Origin of the sequence: Algibacter agarivorans (genome assembly GCF_039543245.1) — a bacterium.
GTDB lineage: Bacteria > Bacteroidota > Bacteroidia > Flavobacteriales > Flavobacteriaceae > Algibacter_G > Algibacter_G agarivorans.
The window spans coordinates 20699-39559 of the sequence record NZ_BAABJJ010000007.1; the positions used below are offsets into that span (position 1 = coordinate 20699).

14 protein-coding genes are annotated in these 18861 nt (G+C 31.5%); 10 read left to right on the plus strand and 4 right to left on the minus strand.

The genetic code is table 11. The annotated features are described in order from the left end of the window. Positions 1 to 194 precede the first annotated feature (194 nt). The 3 genes from ABD935_RS02265 to ABD935_RS02275 all read left to right on the plus strand — a co-directional run bounded on the left by ABD935_RS02265 (position 195) and on the right by ABD935_RS02275 (position 3320). Positions 195 to 1211, plus strand: a complete 1017-nt coding sequence (locus tag ABD935_RS02265) for a threonine aldolase family protein (RefSeq protein WP_345189928.1) — start codon at positions 195 to 197, stop codon at positions 1209 to 1211. A gap of 264 nt (positions 1212 to 1475) precedes the next feature. Further along, a complete protein-coding gene (locus tag ABD935_RS02270) occupies positions 1476 to 2171 on the plus strand; it encodes an ATP-grasp domain-containing protein (RefSeq protein ID WP_345189929.1) in 696 nt (231 codons plus the stop codon). Further along, on the plus strand, positions 2172 to 3320 hold the full coding sequence (locus ABD935_RS02275; RefSeq protein WP_345189930.1) for an ATP-grasp domain-containing protein: 1149 nt from the start codon (positions 2172 to 2174) through the stop codon (positions 3318 to 3320). It begins immediately after the preceding gene. Between the two features lie 34 nt (positions 3321 to 3354). On the opposite strand, the gene ABD935_RS02280 is transcribed toward ABD935_RS02275, so the two are convergent. After that, positions 3355 to 4668 (minus strand): phenylacetate--CoA ligase family protein, encoded by a 1314-nt coding sequence (locus ABD935_RS02280; RefSeq protein WP_345189931.1) that lies wholly within the window; start codon positions 4666 to 4668, stop codon positions 3355 to 3357. A gap of 570 nt (positions 4669 to 5238) precedes the next feature. Then, on the minus strand, positions 5239 to 5562 hold the full coding sequence (locus ABD935_RS02285) for a YbaB/EbfC family nucleoid-associated protein (protein ID WP_345189932.1): 324 nt from the start codon (positions 5560 to 5562) through the stop codon (positions 5239 to 5241). An 86-nt stretch (positions 5563 to 5648) separates the two neighbouring features. Here ABD935_RS02285 and ABD935_RS02290 point away from each other — a divergent pair, with 86 nt between their 5' ends. The 3 genes from ABD935_RS02290 (at position 5649) to capB (ending at position 10487) form a co-directional block, all read left to right on the plus strand. Continuing rightward, positions 5649 to 7709 carry a S9 family peptidase gene (locus ABD935_RS02290; RefSeq protein ID WP_345189933.1) on the plus strand — a complete coding sequence of 687 codons (2061 nt, stop codon included), beginning with the start codon at positions 5649 to 5651 and terminating at the stop codon, positions 7707 to 7709. A 76-nt stretch (positions 7710 to 7785) separates the two neighbouring features. Next, positions 7786 to 8826 carry a cysteate synthase gene (capA, locus tag ABD935_RS02295; RefSeq protein ID WP_345189935.1) on the plus strand — a complete coding sequence of 347 codons (1041 nt, stop codon included), beginning with the start codon at positions 7786 to 7788 and terminating at the stop codon, positions 8824 to 8826. Positions 8827 to 9227: 401 nt separating this feature from the next. Then, positions 9228 to 10487 (plus strand): cysteate-C-fatty acyltransferase, encoded by a 1260-nt coding sequence (capB, locus tag ABD935_RS02300; RefSeq protein ID WP_345189936.1) that lies wholly within the window; start codon positions 9228 to 9230, stop codon positions 10485 to 10487. A gap of 105 nt (positions 10488 to 10592) precedes the next feature. On the opposite strand, the gene ABD935_RS02305 is transcribed toward capB, so the two are convergent. Next, a complete protein-coding gene (locus ABD935_RS02305; RefSeq protein WP_345189937.1) occupies positions 10593 to 11714 on the minus strand; it encodes a GTP cyclohydrolase in 1122 nt (373 codons plus the stop codon). A gap of 24 nt (positions 11715 to 11738) precedes the next feature. Continuing rightward, a complete protein-coding gene (locus tag ABD935_RS02310) occupies positions 11739 to 12770 on the minus strand; it encodes a transporter (RefSeq protein WP_345189938.1) in 1032 nt (343 codons plus the stop codon). A 133-nt stretch (positions 12771 to 12903) separates the two neighbouring features. On the opposite strand from ABD935_RS02310, the gene ABD935_RS02315 reads away from it, so the two are divergent. The 4 genes from ABD935_RS02315 (at position 12904) to ABD935_RS02330 (ending at position 18563) form a co-directional block, all read left to right on the plus strand. Beyond that, the gene (locus ABD935_RS02315) at positions 12904 to 13188 is read left to right on the plus strand and encodes a DUF4834 family protein (protein WP_345189940.1); all 285 of its coding nucleotides are present in this window, start codon (positions 12904 to 12906) and stop codon (positions 13186 to 13188) included. Between the two features lie 116 nt (positions 13189 to 13304). Beyond that, positions 13305 to 15749, plus strand: a complete 2445-nt coding sequence (locus ABD935_RS02320) for a YfhO family protein (protein ID WP_345189941.1) — start codon at positions 13305 to 13307, stop codon at positions 15747 to 15749. Between the two features lie 79 nt (positions 15750 to 15828). Further along, on the plus strand, positions 15829 to 17106 hold the full coding sequence (locus ABD935_RS02325) for a glycosyltransferase (protein ID WP_345189942.1): 1278 nt from the start codon (positions 15829 to 15831) through the stop codon (positions 17104 to 17106). Beyond that, positions 17106 to 18563 carry a lipopolysaccharide biosynthesis protein gene (locus ABD935_RS02330; protein WP_345189943.1) on the plus strand — a complete coding sequence of 486 codons (1458 nt, stop codon included), beginning with the start codon at positions 17106 to 17108 and terminating at the stop codon, positions 18561 to 18563. The genes ABD935_RS02325 and ABD935_RS02330 overlap by 1 nt, the downstream gene beginning before the upstream one ends. Positions 18564 to 18861 lie beyond the last annotated feature (298 nt).

Genomic DNA, 18861 nt, shown 5'->3' on the forward strand with positions numbered 1-18861 from the left:
AATACATACATTAAATCGGTTAATAGTTGAGTTTTATATTTTACCGGTTAAAATGCATTATAATATTATGTGTTATGATAAAGGCTAGCCAAGCCTTGTATTTATCCTTAATTCTAAATTATATATGAAATAATTTTAATGTTAAACTATACTCGTCACAATATATTTTATAGTTTTATCAATAAATTCATTTTATGAACATAGACCTAAGAAGCGATACCGTTACCAAACCAACAAAAGGTATGTTGAATGCCATGACGCAAGCCCAAGTTGGCGATGATGTTTTTAGGGAGGACCCTACTGTTAATGAATTAGAAACTCGTATTGCTTTGATGTTTGGGAAAGAAGAAGCTTTGTTTTTTCCTAGTGGTACCATGGCGAACCAAACCGCTTTAAAGCTACATACTAACCCAGGAGATCAAGTTATTTGTGATAAATACGCCCATATTTATAATTATGAGTCTGGTGGTGCTTCTTTTAATAGTGGTGTATCTTGTAAATTGATTGATGGTAACAGAGGCATGTTTAATGCAGAACAAGTTTTAGAGGCCATAAACCCGAATGCCTATTATTATAGTCAATCGAGTTTAGTTGAAATAGAAAACACTACAAACAAAGGAGGTGGTGCATGTTGGGATTTTGATGAGATTTTGAATATTAGAAAAGTTTGTGATGATAACAAACTAGGGTATCATTTAGATGGTGCTCGTATATGGAATGCATTAGTGGCGAAAAATGAAACAGCCAAACAATATGGTGAAGTTTTTGATACCATTGCTGTATGTTTAAGTAAGGGGCTCGGTTGCCCAATAGGCTCGGTTTTAGTTGGAGATTCAGAAATTATGAAAGATGCCATTAGAATTAGGAAGATATTTGGAGGTAACATGCGCCAAGCAGGATATTTAGCAGCAGCAGGATTATATGCTTTAGATAATAATATTGAAAGATTAAATGAAGATTATAAAAAAGCAAAAGAAATAAGCGAGGAACTCACTAAATTAGCAATTATTGAATCGGTTGAACCTGTTGAGACTAATATTGTTATTTTTGAATTGAATGAAGATGTAAATGAAAACCATTTTTTGCAGCAACTAGCTAAAAAAAACATTCATATTATTAGTATGGGAGATAGGAAATTAAGAATGGTAACACATTTGGATTATACGGATATAATGCATGAGGAATTAATAAATGTTTTAAATTTTATTTAATAAATATTTATTTAAATGAAAAATAATAAGACAAAACAAATTTCAATATTAATTCCAGATGGAGAAATTCACGTAATAATGTATGTGGTTAATTGTTTTTCTCTCATAAAAAATGTTAAGATATATGTGATGTCTTCTGTTAAGAATAATCACATGAAATATTCTAGACTAATTGAAAATTTTATTTACTACCCAGTAACTAATTAAGACGAATGAATAAATCATATTAATTTTGAAGTAGATAAGAATAATATAGATCTTATTTTGCCTATTTATGAAATGGGGATTAAAACTATTGTTGAAAATATAGAAAAAATAAAAGAACCTAATAAGCTCTGTGAATTGCCAGATATAGAGAGTCTTAATTCCGCGAGAAATAAAGGGTTATTGTACTTGCATTTAAAGGAAAATCAAATTCCATGTCCTAATACTTTAATTGTAAAACCAAATAGTTTGGTGAATTTGGAAGACTTTAGCTTTCCAGTTATAATTAAACCTGCAGAAGATGATGGTGGTGGTGGTGGTGGTGGAGTTGGTGTCGAAATAGTTAAAAATAAAGAGCAGGTTTTGAGTTATTATAAAACCAATCAATATAAATGTGATACTATAGTTCAGGGGTTTATTCAAGGTTGCGATTTTTGTTGTAACGCATTATGTAAAGAAGGGGATTTAATTGCTTTTTCAATTCAAAAAGGAACTGTTTATAGAGATGGAATATTAACACCTCGAATAAGTTTTGATTTTATAGAAAATGAAGAATTAATTGAGAGTACAAAAACACTCATGAAAAGTTTAAACTGGTCTGGGGTTGTTAATATTGATTGGAGGTATGATGAAAACGAAAAGGTGTTTAAGGTTATTGAAATTAATACAAGATTTTGGTTGAGTACAGATGCTTCATCTATTGCTGGCGTAAATTTCCCTTTCTTGTATTGTCTTTCTTCTTTGGAAAAAAAATAGATGAAAAATAAAAAGGCTAATATATCTGTTCTAATTCCTGATGGCGAAAGCCATCTTTTGCGCTTTATTGTTAATTGTTTAGCCCAAGAGCGCGAGGTTAAAATTTTTGTTTTATCTACCAAAAAGTTAAGTGAAATGCGTTTTTCTAGATATGTCCAAAAATACATATATCATTCCAAAGTAAGCAGTGATATTGAATGGGTTAATTATATACATTATGTAGTTGAACAAAATAATATTGATGTAATAGTTCCCATATTTGAAACGGGAATTAAAAAAATAATAGAAAATATTGACGTATTTAAATCTAGTAGTAAATTATGCTTGTTGCCTACTTTGAACGATTTTATAGTAGCAGGAGATAAAGGGCTTCTATTCAAACATCTAAAAAAGCACAAATTACCTTCCCCTAAAAGTTATGTGGTTAGTTCAGGTAGTTTACCTGATAACGATTTTGATTTAAGCTTTCCTGTAATTGTAAAACCAGTTAAAGGTTATGGTGGAGGACAGTTGATAAAAAAAATTGAGACTTCTAAAAGCCTTTCTTCTTTTTTTAAAAGAAATTTATCAGATACTGATTTTATAATACAGAATTTTATTGATGGATATGATATTTGTTGCAACGTACTCTGTAAAAATGGAAGTATTATAGCCTATACCTTCCAAAAGGATATCTTTAATTCTAATGGAAAATTTTTACCTCAAATAGGATTTAAATTTGTAGAAGAAAAGGATTTAATCCATACAATTAAAAACCTAATTTACACTTTAAATTGGTCAGGTATTGCAAATATAGATTGTCGATATGATTTTAAAGACAAAAAATTTAAAATATTAGAGATAAATACCAGGTTTTGGGTTAACACAGAAGGCTCTGCATTGGCTGGTGTTAATTTTCCATACTTATTATGTTTGTCAAATTTAAAAAATGAAGTTGCTTTACAAAAAGCAGACCTTATTTCTTGTCTTAATTTAAAGGGGTTAGTTTTCCAAATAAAACGCAACCCTTTTTTTGTTTTTAAGTTTAAATATATTTATAATAATACTGTTTTTAAATATGTTTTAAAGGATCCATTACCGATGTTCTATAAATATGTATTGCGCACAAAAAATATAATAGCTTCTGCATTTACTTCAAAAGTCAGCTGATTTTTTGTCTACATCTTATAAAACAAAAGAAATTTTAAACACATTTACTGAAATTATTAATAACTTTTCGTCTTTTTCCAGAAGCAAGCAAAGGTATTTCATCTACATATGTAATGTATATATTGGCGTCTTTACCAAATTCCTTTTTCATTTCTATTATGAGGCTGTCTTCAAAATTAAAGTTATTATCTTTCAAATTGAGTTTAATTTCATAGTCTTTCCTCCCTTGCTGAATAAACTGGTATTGATTTAGATATTTATAGTACCTATAAAATTTTGTATAGACAACAAAAGATGATACTTTATTCCCTGATGAGTCATAAACAAGATCCATTTTTCTGCCTTCTACTAATTCGAATTTTGTGATTTTATCTTCCATTGATAATTTAGCTATGTCCCCAGTGTCATATCTTATCATAGGCATAGCATAATTGAATAGGTCAGTTACAACGATTCTACCAAATTCTCCTAATTCTACATGAGTGTCATTATTAAAATTAAGTACTTCGATATAATAACTTGCATGATTGATTATAAAACTATCTGGTGATTTTATAGTTTGATGAGCTACAATCCCAATTTCTTCACTAGAATATCTTGATAATACTTCAACCCCAAAATATTCACTCATTTTTGTTTTTGTATAGGAGTTTAGGTATTCTGAATTTGCAATTATTGAATTAAGATTGATGTAATTAAGCCTTATTTTATTTTCATCAATAAATTTAGTGATGCTTTCAAGAGAAGAGGCAAAACCTAATATTGTCTTATTCGTCTTTTTGTTTTTTTGAATAAGTTTTATAAATGCACTTATTCTATAATCAGTCAGTCTAGATATATCAAACTGAATTGAGTTTTGCATCCAACATTTAAACTTGCTTTTCTTGTTATGATTTCTCCATACCTCCAATTCATACAGACGATTTCCGATTTTATGATTACATTGATTAAAAAAATAAATTACATCAGCTGTATTTCTATGTTTTTTATCTTTGTTTTGAAACAAAAAGAAAGGAACGCCTGTAGATCCGCTAGTAGAAACTTTATACTTTTTTTTATCTTTAAAGCACGAAGATTGAAATTGTTCAAAATTATTCTGAATTACTGTTTTTTTAATAACAGGAAAATCAATTATAGAACTTGTGTCTTTATATTTTGCATAAAAAGCTGTCGTGTTTGTAGCATGCTTCAATAAATTGTCAAGATTGTTTTTTTGAATTTTTTTGGACTCTATACTTGTAGGGTCGTTAAGTATAAAATTAATTTCCTTTAAATAATTACCAACCTTTCTACCTTTTAGAGTATCACTAATCCAATAAAGTTTATTTCTAAGTTTGCTTAGGGGCATAGGAATTAAGTTTTCCGGATAAAAATAAATATAATTTATAATATTTACTGTTTCTATAAGCGAATATTAATGTTGGTCTTTTTTTTATCAAATAAAAATAGATTAAATATCAATATTTTCTTTTGGTTTTAAATTCAAGTTATAATCCTTTAGTTTAAGGAAGGCATATGTTAATTGCTACACTGAGGTTTGTTTAAAGTTTTGATTTTTAATACTAATTCAAGTTTAAAGGAAATTGAAAGTTTTTTTGGATGCGCTATAACCAAAAAGAAAAGGCGGCAAATTAAATTTTACCTCCTTTTCTTTTTAAATCACTTAAAGTTTTTAGTGACTACCGTGTCTGTAGTGTGTATATCCGCATTTACAAGAGTTGGTGGTGGTTTTTTTAGACAAAATATAAAACAGTTAGACCTATGAAATTTTGATAGCATTTGGTCTATTTTATTTATATTTCATGAGGTTAATAAAAGAGTTTTTTAGTTGCTATTTTTTTTAAAATATCTGACTGTTAGTTGTTTGAATAATTTGATTATGTATTGACTATTTAGCAATTATGTTACATGTTCATGTTTACTTAAACATATCCATGCCAGGAATATTAGGCATCCCTTCTTTGGCAACTGCAGCTAATTCGGCTTCATTCACTTTAGTAGCATTTTCTAGAGCTTTATTTAAGGTAAGAATTAGATAATCTTCAAGCTGCTCTTTGTCTTCTAACAATGTATCATCTATTTCAATAGATTTGATGGTTCTGTTTGCGGTTAAAGTAATTTTAAGCTTGTTATCATTGCTGGCTTCATCAATTAAAACCGTATCCAAACGTTTTTTTGTTTCTTCAACTTTTTTCTGGGTTTCTTTAAGTTTGCCCATCATATTCATCATATCTCCAAACATAATTTTTAATATTAGTTATTACAAGACAAAGCTATTTAATTTTTCTATTTTTGAAGCCTTAAATTATAAGAATAAATACATCTTCATTGAAAAAAACAATTCAAGCCCCAATCGCTAAAAAAATATCAAAAGAATTAAAGATTCATGATGATATAAGAATAGATAATTACTATTGGTTAAATGAAAAAGAAAATCCAGAAGTTATTGATTATTTGAATGCTGAAAACGACTATACCAAGCAAATGATGCAACATACTGACGCATTCCAAAAAGATTTGTTTGAAGAAATGAAAGGGCGGATTAAAGAGGATGATTCTACAGTGCCATACAAGTTAAATGGTTACTGGTATATTACAAAGTATGAAACTGGAAAAGATTACCCTATTTATATAAGAAAAAAGGAAAGCTTAGATGCCGAAGATGAAATTTTATTTGACTGTAATGACATGGCAAAAGACCACGCTTATTTTAATTTAGGAGGAATTTCTATAAGTCCAGATAATACGCTAGCAGCGTTTTCAACAGATGTTGTTAGTAGAAGACAATATACCATTAAGATTAAAAATTTACAAACTGGCGAAATTTATGAAGATGAAATTTTAAACACCACTGGTAGCGCAACTTGGGCAAACGATAATAAAACCTTGTTTTACTCTATGAAGGACGAGGTTACCTTACGCTCGCATAAAATTTTCAAACATAAATTACATGCCGATTTTAAAAATGATTCTGAAGTTTTCCATGAAGCAAACGAAACCTTTAACACCTTTGTTTACAAAACAAAATCCAAAAAATATATAGTTATTGGGTCTTCAAGTACTTTATCCTCTGAATATAGAATACTAAATGCTGATACACCTGATGGGGAATTCAAAATATTTCAAAAAAGAACAAAAGATTTAGAATATAGCATTGCTCATTACGATGATTCGTTTTATATTATTTCCAATGGTGATGGCGCTACTAATTTCAAGTTGCTGAAAACAAATGAGCAAACCACGGAAAAAGAACATTGGCAAGATGTAATGCCTCACAGACGGGATGTTTTAATTGAAGATATTGAAATTTTTAAAGATTATTTGGTTGTAAACGAAAGAGAAAACGGACTTAATAATTTGAGAATTATCAGTTGGAACGGGGCAGAAGACTATTGTTTGCCTTTTAATTCTGAAACTTATACGGTTTATATAGGAAATAACCCAGATTTTGATAGTGATGTTTTACGCTACGGATTTAATTCATTGACTTCACCTAGTTCAGTAATCGACTATAATTTCAAAACGAAGCAAAACGAGATTAAAAAAGAACAGCAGGTTTTAGGGGGTAAATTCAAAAAAGAAAACTACGAATCAAAGCGTATATGGGCAACCGCTAGAGATGGTGTAAAAGTGCCCATATCCCTAGTTTATAAAAAAGGAATAAAGCTAGATGGTTCTAATCCGTTATTACAATATGCTTATGGTTCTTACGGTTCTACAACAGACCCGTCGTTTTCAAGCATTCGCTTAAGTCTGCTGGATAGAGGTTTTATTTACGCTATTTCTCATATTAGAGGCGGCGAATATTTAGGAAGAGATTGGTATGAAAATGGAAAACTACTAACTAAGATAAATACGTTTCATGATTTTATTGATTGTTCAAAACACTTAATCGAGCAGAATTACACATCAAATAAGCATTTGTACGCCTATGGAGGTTCTGCAGGTGGTTTATTAATGGGAACTATTATAAATATGAATCCAGAGCTATATCATGGGATTTTAGCCGCTGTCCCTTTTGTTGATGTGGTTACAACAATGCTCGATGATACAATTCCGCTAACAACAGGGGAGTATGATGAATGGGGAAATCCTAATGATTTAAAGTATTATAATTACATGAAGTCCTATTCACCGTATGATAATGTAAAAGTTCAAGAATACCCTAACATGCTTGTAACTACTGGTTTGCATGATTCTCAAGTGCAATATTGGGAACCTGCCAAATGGGTGGCTAAGTTAAGAGATTATAAAAAAGATTCAAATAGATTGTTTTTGCGTACCGATATGGATTCGGGGCATGGCGGGGCTTCAGGTCGTTTTGAAAGCTTGAAGGAAGTTGCTCTAGAATATGCCTTTTTGTTAGATTTAGAAGGAATTCATGGTTAATAAAAAAAAAAGTTTTATTTTTGTGCCGTTTGAGTCGTGCTTATCTTTTTTAGATAACGATTTTTAAAAAGCATTTATGAAACATAGAAATAAAGTTTTTGATAATGTATTAGATTTAGTGGGCAATACACCGCTTGTTAGACTTAATAAAATAACTTCCAAATTAAAAGGCAACTTTTATGCTAAGGTAGAATCTTTTAACCCAGGACACTCTTCTAAAGACAGAATAGCACTTTATATTATAGAACAAGCCGAAAAGAAAGGTATTCTTACTCCGGGCGACACCATTATAGAAACAACCTCTGGTAATACAGGGTTTAGTATTGCAATGGTAAGCATTATAAAAGGGTATGATTGTGTTTTAGCAGTAAGTTCTAAGTCTTCTCCAGATAAGATTGACATGTTGAAAACTATGGGAGCAAAAGTGTATGTATGTCCAGCACATGTTAGTGCAGATGACCCGCGTTCTTATTATGAAGTAGCAAAGCGCTTGCATAGTGAAATTAAAGGCTCTGTTTATATTAATCAATATTTTAATCAATTAAATATTGATGCACACTATAAATCTACTGGCCCAGAAATATGGGAACAAACTGAAGGTAAAGTTACGCATCTTGTTGCTTGTAGCGGAACTGGTGGTACTATTTCCGGTACGGCTAAGTACTTAAAAGAACAAAATCCTGATATTAAAATTATTGGTGTTGATGCTTTTGGTTCTGTGATTAAGAAATATCACGAAACTAGAGAGTTTGACGAAAAAGAAATTTACCCATATAGAATAGAAGGTTTAGGTAAAAATTTAATCCCTACAGCTACTGATTTTGATGTTATAGACGAATTTGTTAAAGTAACTGACGAAGACAGTGCGCATACAGCTAGATTGATTGCTAAATCCGAAGGTATGTTTGTAGGATATACATCTGGAGCGGTTACCCAAGCTATTTTACAGCTAGGAGAAGAAGGTAGATTTAAAAAAGATGATTATGTTGTAGTTATATTCCCTGATCATGGCGCAAGATACATGAGTAAGGTTTATAGTGATAAATGGATGAATGAACAAGGATTCTTCGATAGTAAAAACGAAGCTGCTGCGCAAAACATTCAGTATATAAAATAGTAAAAAAAACTTTAAAAGAAAGAGATGATAGTTTGCTGAAAAAGTAATATATCATCTCTTTTTTGATTTATACCGATCAAATTTTAAATGTATATTAATAAATTGAATTATTTTCAGATTAGTTAAGGCGAAAAAATTGAGAATAGCTTAGCTTGTGTTTTTAAACGCATAATAATCTAAAAAGAAACGATTTAGATGTGTTATTTTGAAGTTTAATTGGTATTTTAAATAATTGAGCCTTAAAAATTATGCTCAAACCATATAAATATTTAGTTTTGCATAACTAACTAAGAACTAAAAGCTTCTTTAAATTTAAACATTTAGTTATGTTTACACTCCCTAAAAGCATTTTTCTAGTTATAGTTACGTCTTAATTTTAATAGCAATAAGATTTATAATAAATGAAAGATTTATTTGAAAAAATTTACAAAGACAAAGGGCCGCTAGGTAAATGGGCGTCTCAGGCTGAAGGGTATTTTGTGTTCCCTAAATTAGAAGGTGAAATTTCTAATCGTATGAAGTTTCAAGGGAAAGATGTTATTACTTGGAGCATTAATGATTATTTAGGTTTAGCAAATCACCCAGAAGTACGAAAAGTAGATGCGGAAGCGGCGGCACAATATGGTTCTGCTTACCCAATGGGTGCAAGAATGATGTCTGGTCATACCGATTTGCATGAAAAACTTCAAAATGAATTGGCTGATTTTGTTAGTAAAGAAGCTGCTTATCTTTTGAATTTCGGTTATCAAGGTATGGTCTCAACTATTGACGCTTTAGTAGCTAAAGATGATATTATTGTGTATGATGTTGATGCACATGCTTGTATTATTGATGGTGTGCGTTTACACATGGGAAAACGCTTTACCTATAAACATAACGATGTAGTTAGTTTAGAGAAAAACTTAGAGCGTGCTACTAAAATGGCAGAACAAACTGGAGGAGGTATTTTAGTGATTTCTGAAGGTGTTTTTGGTATGCGTGGTGAGCAAGGGCGTTTAAAAGAAATTGTAGCGCTTAAAAAGAAATTTAATTTCAGATTATTTGTTGATGATGCCCACGGTTTCGGAACATTAGGAGCAACAGGAGCAGGAGCAGGTGAAGAACAAGGTGTTCAAGATGATATTGATGTGTATTTTGCAACATTTGCTAAGTCTTTAGCAAGTACGGGAGCTTTTATAGCAGGCGATCAAGAAATAATTGATTATTTAAAATATAACCTACGTTCTCAAATGTTTGCAAAATCATTGCAAATGCAATTGGTTGTTGGTGCACGCAAGCGTTTAGATATGCTTAAAACAATGCCAGAACTAAAAAACAAGTTATGGGAAAATGTTAATGCACTACAATCGGGATTAAAAAAGCGTGGTTTTGATATTGGTACCACTCAAAGCTGTGTAACACCAGTATATTTAAAAGGTAGTATTCCTGAAGCTATGGCGCTAGTTAGAGATTTGCGTGAAAATTACGGAATATTCTGTTCTATAGTGGTTTACCCGGTAATACCTAAAGGGTTAATTTTGCTTCGTTTAATACCTACAGCTACACATACTTTAGAAGATGTGTCTGAAACATTAGATGCTTTTGATGCTATTAGAGAGCGATTAGAAAATGGAACTTATAAACGTCTTTCAGCAGCTGTAATGGCAGCAATGGGAGAGTAATAATAAATATGTCATATTAAAAAAGTCCGATTCATTAATGAATTGGACTTTTTTGTTTTAAGTATCTATTTTGTAATATATAAAAGATATGTGATCTATAGTCTTTTAGTCTATATCTTTTTTAAATGTTTTTCGCCGTTTGTATACTTCGGGATCAAAATGCTTCCATATTTGATGAATGGCATAGTTGTCCTCTAATTCTGGCGTTCTAAAACAGGTTTCAATGCCTTTTTCTTTAAATGTTTCGTAGTATTCATTGAATATTACGGCATGAACCCCTTTGTTTTGGTAATCTGGATGTATGCCTATTAAATAAAATATAACATCTTTACTGTTCTTTTTTGCATCCATAATATGTCTGAATCCAAAAGGAAACAATTTGCCTTTAATCTTCTGTAGCGCTTTAGCGAATGCTGGCATCACGATTGCAAAACCAACCATGTTATCATCTTTATCTACTATGAATTTGATATACTCAGGATTAACGAAACTTATAAATTTCTTTTTAAAATATTCTTTTTGAATATCGTTAATAGCCACAAAAGAGGATAATGAAGCGTAACTTTCATTAAACAGGTCAAACATTTTATCTGCATAAGGCATAACCTCTTCTGTTTTGGTAAGCTTTAGTGCTGTTAGCTTGTAGCGTCTTTTAATAAGTTCTTGAGCTTTATAAAAGAATTCCGGTTTCACATTTTTAAAAGGAAACTTACTTTCAGAATATGATTTTTCAACTTTAAAATTGGCAACTTCATAATGTTTAATGTAGTAGGGATGGTTATACCACGTCACCATAGGAGCAATCGATTCAAACCCTTCAGTCATAACACCAACTTTATCAAGATTAGAAAATCCAACCGGTCCTTCTGTGTATTCAAGGTTATGTGCTTTCCCGATTTTTTCAACTTCGTTTAAAAGGGTTTTCGACACTTCTAAATCATCAATAAAATCAAACCACCCAAAACGCATTTTCTTCTGGTTTTGCTCTTTTACTTCCAGCCAGTTTATTATCGCAGCAATTCGACCAACAATTTTGTTGTTTTTATATGCCAAAAACAATCTCGCTTCGGCGTCATTAAAAACGGGGTTGTCTTTCTTGCTAAAGGTTTTAATTTCTTGACTAATAATAGGAGGGACCCAATATTTAGAGTCTTTGTAAAGCTCAAAAGGAAACTTTACAAATGCTTTCAGGTCTTTTTTGGAGTGTACTTCTTTTAGTGTTATCATAGTATAGTTATATATTTTGACGGGTTAGTTATCATCAAAATCTATATCGTCTTTTTTTCTTTTCTTAATTGTGTTATCAGAATCTTGGTCTTTTTTATTCTTCTTACTCTTGTTTTTACCTTTGCGGTTAGATCGTCTTTGTCCCTCAGCTTCAGCAGAAGTACCATTATCTACTTCTTTGTCATTATCTTTATGGAAATCTAATCGGTAAGATGCTCCAAAATTCACGCTAAAAACTGATGGGGTGTCTTTGGTATTGAACGTTAATGCTGTGTCTAACTGAAAGTCTTTCCCCCACAAATAGGCACCACCAAATCTAAAAAGGTTATCGGCATAAAAATCACTTTGAATACCTTGTGTTTCGCCAAATATAACCCATTTCGGGTTGAAGGAATGCGTTAGGGTCAATATGTATTGAAAATCGGACTGATCAGTTCCAATTCTGTCCTTTATTAAATTCATGACAAATACCCAGCCGCCAGCAAAATTATTTTGAGTGGCAATCATGATTTTAGGGCTAAAGCCTTCAATTCCAGGTGCCGTGTATGGATTAGTTTTTGTGTCATAATTAGCCCCTAAATACACTGAAACAGCAGGGATTAAAGATTTCCATTTAAACTGTCTGTTTGCTTTCCAGCTGTATAGATTTGGTTTGTCTTCTTCAGCATTTTTGTATGGGTCGAAAACCAAATATTTAGCACCAATTGCAACGAATTTGAAATTGGAGCGTTTTTCTTCTGCTGATAGATTTGAAGTAAATGTTTTGGTGTCATTTTGGTAAGTTCCTTCAACGTTTATCTCTAGTTCTTCTAGCAATAATCCATAACGAGCAGCAAAATCGATTCCAAATCCAGAAACTTCATTTGCTATAGTAGGCGTTCTTTTTTCACTTAGTATATAAGGTCCCACTTCAAATTGTGCCACATTAGTGCCGACAGAAAATGCACTTCTGGAAGTACCTGGCCTGTTAGAATTAATGACATCGGTGTATTGAGAGTAGACCTGAGTAGATATTAAGCTTAGGAAAAAAAACAGGACGGATTTGTATGGGCTCATAATCAAAGGTTTAATTATATGTGCAATATAGCTTTTCAAACGCTTTTCAAATATAGATATTTTATGCTTTTTTTATCATTCTTGAGCGTTTTTTAAATAATTAGAATTGTATTTTTGTATTAAAATTATAGTTATGTTACAATTTGCATCTGCAACTGGCTTTGTTAGAATGATACTTATTATTCTTCTGGTTTATTTTGGAATAAAGATTCTAGCACGTTTATTTGCGCCGTTTTTAATAAAGTTTGTTGCTAAAAAGGCAGAAAAAAGTTTTGGTGAACAATTTGGTGGATTTCAAGGCGGGCAACAGCAAGAAAAACCTAAGAAAGAAGGCGAGGTTACCATTGATAAAACACCAAAAACCAAAACCTCAAATAAAGATGTTGGGGATTATGTGGATTACGAAGAAATAGAATAGCAGTTTTTATTTCCATGACAACGGAAATTCGCCGTTAAGAATTTAATAATTTCGTTATATGCCGTTCTGAAAAATTATAACTATTTTTCCGAAATCATTTTTCTTAAACCCTTTTCATGCAATTTTCAATAAAAAAGTTACTTCCTCACTTACTTATTCTGGTAGGTTTTATTATACTTTCTTTAGCGTATTTTAATCCTGTTTTAAAAGGGAAAGCCATATATCAAAACGATATTGTGCAATTTATAGGCATGAGTAAGCAGCAAAAAGATTTTAAAGCTGCTACAGGCGATGAAACGTATTGGACAAATAGTGCTTTTGGAGGGATGCCAACCTATCAATTAGGGGCAAAATATCCGCATAATTATATCAAAAAATTAGATTTAACGCTTCGGTTTTTACCACGACCTGCCGATTATTTATTTCTTTACTTTTTGGGTTTTTATGTGTTTTTATTGGTGTTGAAAGTCGATTTTAAACTTGCTGCACTGGGGGCGATAGCCTTTGGGTTTTCAACCTATTTAATTATTATTCTAGGTGTAGGTCATAATAGTAAAGCACATGCCATTGCTTATATGCCATTGGTGTTGAGCGGTATTTTGCTTGTTTTTCAGAAGAAATATATCCCCGGGTTTTTATTAACTACAGTAGCTATGGGACTAGAGTTAGTAGCGAATCATTTTCAAATGACTTACTATTTAATGTTTTTGGTCATTATTTTAGGAATTGCATATTTAGTAGATGCTTTTAGAAAGAACATGTTACCGCATTATTTTAAATCAATTGGGGTTTTAGTAGGTGCTGTAGTGCTTTCCATAGCATTAAATGCGACAAATATATTAGCAACCAATGAATATGTAAAAGAAAGCAAACGTAGTAAAAGTGAATTGACTATAAATCCTGATGGTTCACCAAAAGAAATATCTTCTGGCTTAGATAGAGATTATATTACCCAATTTAGTTATGGTATTACAGAAACATTTAATTTGTTTATTCCACGTTTTATGGGTGGTGGGAATAGTGAAGATGTTGGAAAAGATTCCGCTACTTATGAAGCTTTTAGGAAATTAGGAGCAACCACAAGTCAAGCCTTGCAAGAATCTAAACGCGCACCTTTGTATTGGGGCAAGCAACCTATTGTAGAAGCGCCAGCTTATATTGGAGCGGTTATATTGTTTTTATTTGTATTTGCTTTGTTTCTAGTTAAAGGGCGTTTAAAATGGTGGCTTGTTGGCGGAACGCTATTATCGTTGTTATTGTCTTATGGGAAGAATCAGCCTTTTGCATTTTTAACCGACTTTTTTATTGATTACATACCACTTTATAATAAGTTTAGAGCAGTAAGCTCTATTCAGGTTATTTTAGAACTGTGTATTCCGGCGTTAGCTATTTTCGGGCTAGTAAGATTGTTTAATGATTTTGAAAAGAAAGAAGACAAGTTGAAAGCTTTGAAATATGCGACCATAATTACAGGTGGTATTGCTCTTGTTTTTCTACTTTTTAAGTCGTCTTTATTTGATTTTGTTGGTATTAATGATGGATATTATCGTCAGAATTATGGGCAAGATTTTATTGATGCGATTAAAGCAGATAGAAAAACTGTTTTTTCTCAAGATGCTTTAAGGACGTTAGCTTTGGTTTTGTTGTCTGCAGCTGCTGTTTTTATGTTTTTAAAAGAAAAGCTGAAAGAGAAATGGGTGATAACAGCTTTTTGTGCTTTAATACTTTTTGATTTGGTTGGTGTGGATAGGCGCTATGTAAATAACGATGATTTTGTTTCAGCAGTAAAAATGAATAAGCCGTTTGAAGCAAACGAAATCGATAAGTATGTCTTAAAAGATACAACGCATTTCAGGGTTTTTGATTTGGTTTCAGGACCGTCAAAGCCATCTTACTACCATAATTCATTAAACGGCTATAACGCTGCGGAATTAAGACGTTATAGCGAGGTTTTTAGTTTTTATGTATCCAAAAACAATATTAATGTGTTGAGTATGCTGAATACTAAGTATATTATTGCTCAAGATGAAAAAGGAAATCCGTTTCCTTATGAGAATGATGATGCCAATGGGAATGCTTGGTTTGTTAAAACGCTAGAAAAAGTGAATTCTGCAGATGAAGAAATTACCTTGTTGGATAGTTTAGACACTAAAAACAAGGCGATTTATAGTTATCCTCCATTGGCTAAAATGAAGGACTATAATAATGAATTCGTAGTTGATTCTTTGGCTTCAATTACATTAAAATCAGTAAAGCCCAACTATTTAAAATATAAATCAAGCAATTCGAATAATGGATTTGCAGTATTCTCTGAGATTTATTATGGTAAAGGCTGGAAAACATTTATTAATGGAAAGCCTGCCGATCACATGCGTGTAAATTACATTTTAAGAGGTATGGAGATTCCAGCAGGAAATCACACTATCGAGTTTAAGTTTGATCCAGATGTGGTTAAAACAGGGAGTAGTATTGCCTTGGCGGGTTCGGTTTTACTCGGTTTGCTGTTGCTTGGTGGGTTGTTTTATGAGTTTAAACGAAATGATATCCCTTTAAAAGAGTAGTTGTCATTCCTGCGAAGGTAGGAATCCACTATGGTTTAGGTTTTATTAATAAGATTCCCTTTTTCAAGGGAATACAAGAATGAAGAAAAAAGTTTTAATAATAACGTATTATTGGCCACCCGCAGGAGGTCCAGGTGTGCAACGATGGTTAAAGTTTGTAAAATATTTACCTGAATTCAATATCGACCCCATTGTTTATATTCCAGAAAATCCTAATTATCCTTTAATAGATGAAAGTTTAGTCTCTGAGGTTTCTAAGGATATTACTATTATAAAACATCCTATAAACGAGCCTTATAAATGGGCAGGATTATTTTCAAAAAAATCATCAAATACCATTAGTAAAGGCATTATATCTGACTATAAAAAGCAATCTTTCATTGAGAAAATCATGCTTTTTATTAGAGGCAACTTTTTTATTCCAGATGCTAGAGTCGGCTGGGTAAAGCCTTCGGTGCCATTTCTTTCCGAATATATTCAAAAAGAAAACATTGAAACCATTATCACTACAGGGCCTCCACATAGTATGCATCTTATAGGTTTAAAACTCAAAGAAGCCTTAGGCGTAAAGTGGTTAGCAGATTTTAGAGATCCTTGGACAACAATTGGATATCATAAACAATTAAAGCTTACTGAATCATCAAAAGCAAAACATAAAGCTTTAGAAAAGCAGGTTTTAAATGCCGCAGACCAAGTTATAGTAACCAGTTTTACTACCAAAAACGAGTTTCAGCAAATAACAAACAAGCCTATAGCTGTTATTGCTAATGGTTATGATAATGAATCTTCAGAAGCTTTCGAAATGGATTCAAAGTTTTCGCTATCTCATATTGGGTCTTTATTGTCCAAACGCAATCCAGAAATTTTATGGAAAGTACTCAGTGATTTAGTAAACGAAAACATGGGTTTTTCAAAAGATTTTCAACTGAATTTCATCGGTGCAGTCAGTAATATTGTATTAGAATCCATCAAAAAAAATAGTTTAAGTGATTATATCAATAATGCGGGTTATGTTTCACATAAAGAATCCATTAGGTTTCAAAAAAAATCCCAAATTTTATTGCTAATTGAAATAGATTCAGAAGACACCAAGTGTATAATCCCTGGTAAGTTATTTGAATATATGGTTTCAAACCGGCCTATTATTGCTATTGGTCCAAAAGACTCCGACGTTGAAAAAATCATTAAAGAAACGAATACGGGGAACTACTTAAATTACGATGATTACGAATCGTTAAAAAGGATTATCTTAGAGCATTATAAGGCTTTTCAGAATAAAACATTACAATCGCATCCAGTGGGTTTGCAAAAGTATCATAGAAAATCGCTTACGCAAACGCTATCTAAATTACTATAATGGGACTAGTTGCATCACAATCCTTTAAAAATATTATTTATACCTATTTGGGTTTTTTTATTGGAGCAATTAACACCTTATTTCTTTACACCGAATTTTTGAGTGCTGAGTATTATGGCATGGTAGGGTACATGCTATCTTTAGCTTATGTAATCATGCCTTTAATGGCATTTGGTGTGCATAATACCTTAGTGAAATTTTATTCGTCTTTTAAAACAAGAGTGTCCGTAAATAGTTTTTTGACGCTCATGTTGGTGCTGCCCATACTCATCATAATTCCAATATTTTTAATTACTTATTTGGGTTACGACGTTATTGGCAATTTTCTTTCTCAGAAAAATGAAATCATTAAAGGGTATTTATGGCATACCGTTTTTATTGCTATTGCATTAGCTTATTTTGAGGTGTTTTTTGCTTGGGCAAAAGTGCAAATGCAAACCGTTTTCGGGAACTTTATGAAAGAAGTTTTTCATAGAGTAGGTACAATGACTTTGCTTTTTTTGCTGCATTTTGAAGTTATTGACCTAGAGCAGTTTATGGCTGGCTTAGTTGTGGTTTATATTTTAAGAATGTTGGTAATGAGTGTGTATGCGTTTAGCATAAAGCTGCCTGTCATTACATTTAAGCGTGTCAATAATTTACGTAACATTTTAAAATACTCACTTTTAATAATAATTGCAGGGTCTATCGCTACTATTCTTTTAGATGTAGATAAAGTGATGCTTGGACATTATATTGATATTAAAGAAATAGCCTATTATAATGTGGCAATTTTTATCGCAGCAGTTATTTCGGTGCCTCAACGTGCTATGCATCAAATATTATTGCCATTATCTGCTAAGTATTTAAATGAAAAAGATTTTGGTGCCTTAGAAGATTTGTACAAACGCAGTTCTTTGAATTTATTTATTGTTGGAGGTTTTATTTTTTTATTGATAGTGCTTAATATCAATCAGTTGTATTACATTATTCCAGAAGAATTTAGCGGTGGTTTGTTTGTAGTATTTATAATTAGTATATCAAAACTATATGATTCTCTTTTGGGTAGCAATAATGCCATATTATTTAATAGCGATTATTATAGGGTAGTTTTGGTTTTAGGTGTTATTCTGGTGATTCTAATGGTTATCCTAAACATTGTTTTTATTCCGTTATTTGGTATAAATGGTGCTGGTATTGCTACGTTTTTGGCTATTTTTGTATATAATTCTATTAAATTGTTTTTTGTGTACAGGAAGTTTAAAATGGTTCCATTTACCTTGTATACCTTAAAGATAGGAACTTTTATATTTATAAGTGTATTGCTGTTTTATTTCTGGGAGTTTCCGTTTCATCCCATCGTTAATATTGGTTTAAAATCCTTATTAATTACTGCAATCTATGTTTTTGTAGTTTATAAGTTTGATTTTTCAGAAGATATATCGCTACTTATTAAGCGCTATTTGAAGTTGAAGTAGGTTTTTGCATTTCTACAAGCCAAACACATGCTTTTAGTTCAGAGTCATTTTTGCCACGAATACACGAATAAAAACTAAAAACAGGTAAAATATAATGATCACGAATAATAAATCTATAGATTTTTTTGAAAATTGGTGTTGATTCATTTTGTATTAATCCATAATAAAGAAAAAATTAGTGCATTCGTGGCACTCTTCATAAAGTTGTGGGTTTACAGATGGCTATCATGAAAGAATCCACTAAAGGGTATTTGGATATTTTAATGAGATTTCTGCTTTCGCAGGAATAGAAAACAGA

Coding starts and splice junctions, on each gene's coding strand:
- ABD935_RS02285 (WP_345189932.1), bottom strand. CDS start 5,562: ATGTTTGGAGATATGATGAATATGATGGGCAAACTTAAAGAAACCCAG.
- ABD935_RS02305 (WP_345189937.1), bottom strand. CDS start 11,714: ATGATAACACTAAAAGAAGTACACTCCAAAAAAGACCTGAAAGCATTT.
- ABD935_RS02310 (WP_345189938.1), bottom strand. CDS start 12,770: ATGAGCCCATACAAATCCGTCCTGTTTTTTTTCCTAAGCTTAATATCT.
- ABD935_RS02320 (WP_345189941.1), top strand. CDS start 13,305: ATGCAATTTTCAATAAAAAAGTTACTTCCTCACTTACTTATTCTGGTA.
- ABD935_RS02275 (WP_345189930.1), top strand. CDS start 2,172: ATGAAAAATAAAAAGGCTAATATATCTGTTCTAATTCCTGATGGCGAA.
- capB (WP_345189936.1), top strand. CDS start 9,228: ATGAAAGATTTATTTGAAAAAATTTACAAAGACAAAGGGCCGCTAGGT.
- ABD935_RS02265 (WP_345189928.1), top strand. CDS start 195: ATGAACATAGACCTAAGAAGCGATACCGTTACCAAACCAACAAAAGGT.
- ABD935_RS02325 (WP_345189942.1), top strand. CDS start 15,829: ATGAAGAAAAAAGTTTTAATAATAACGTATTATTGGCCACCCGCAGGA.
- capA (WP_345189935.1), top strand. CDS start 7,786: ATGAAACATAGAAATAAAGTTTTTGATAATGTATTAGATTTAGTGGGC.
- ABD935_RS02280 (WP_345189931.1), bottom strand. CDS start 4,668: ATGCCCCTAAGCAAACTTAGAAATAAACTTTATTGGATTAGTGATACT.
- ABD935_RS02330 (WP_345189943.1), top strand. CDS start 17,106: ATGGGACTAGTTGCATCACAATCCTTTAAAAATATTATTTATACCTAT.
- ABD935_RS02315 (WP_345189940.1), top strand. CDS start 12,904: ATGTTACAATTTGCATCTGCAACTGGCTTTGTTAGAATGATACTTATT.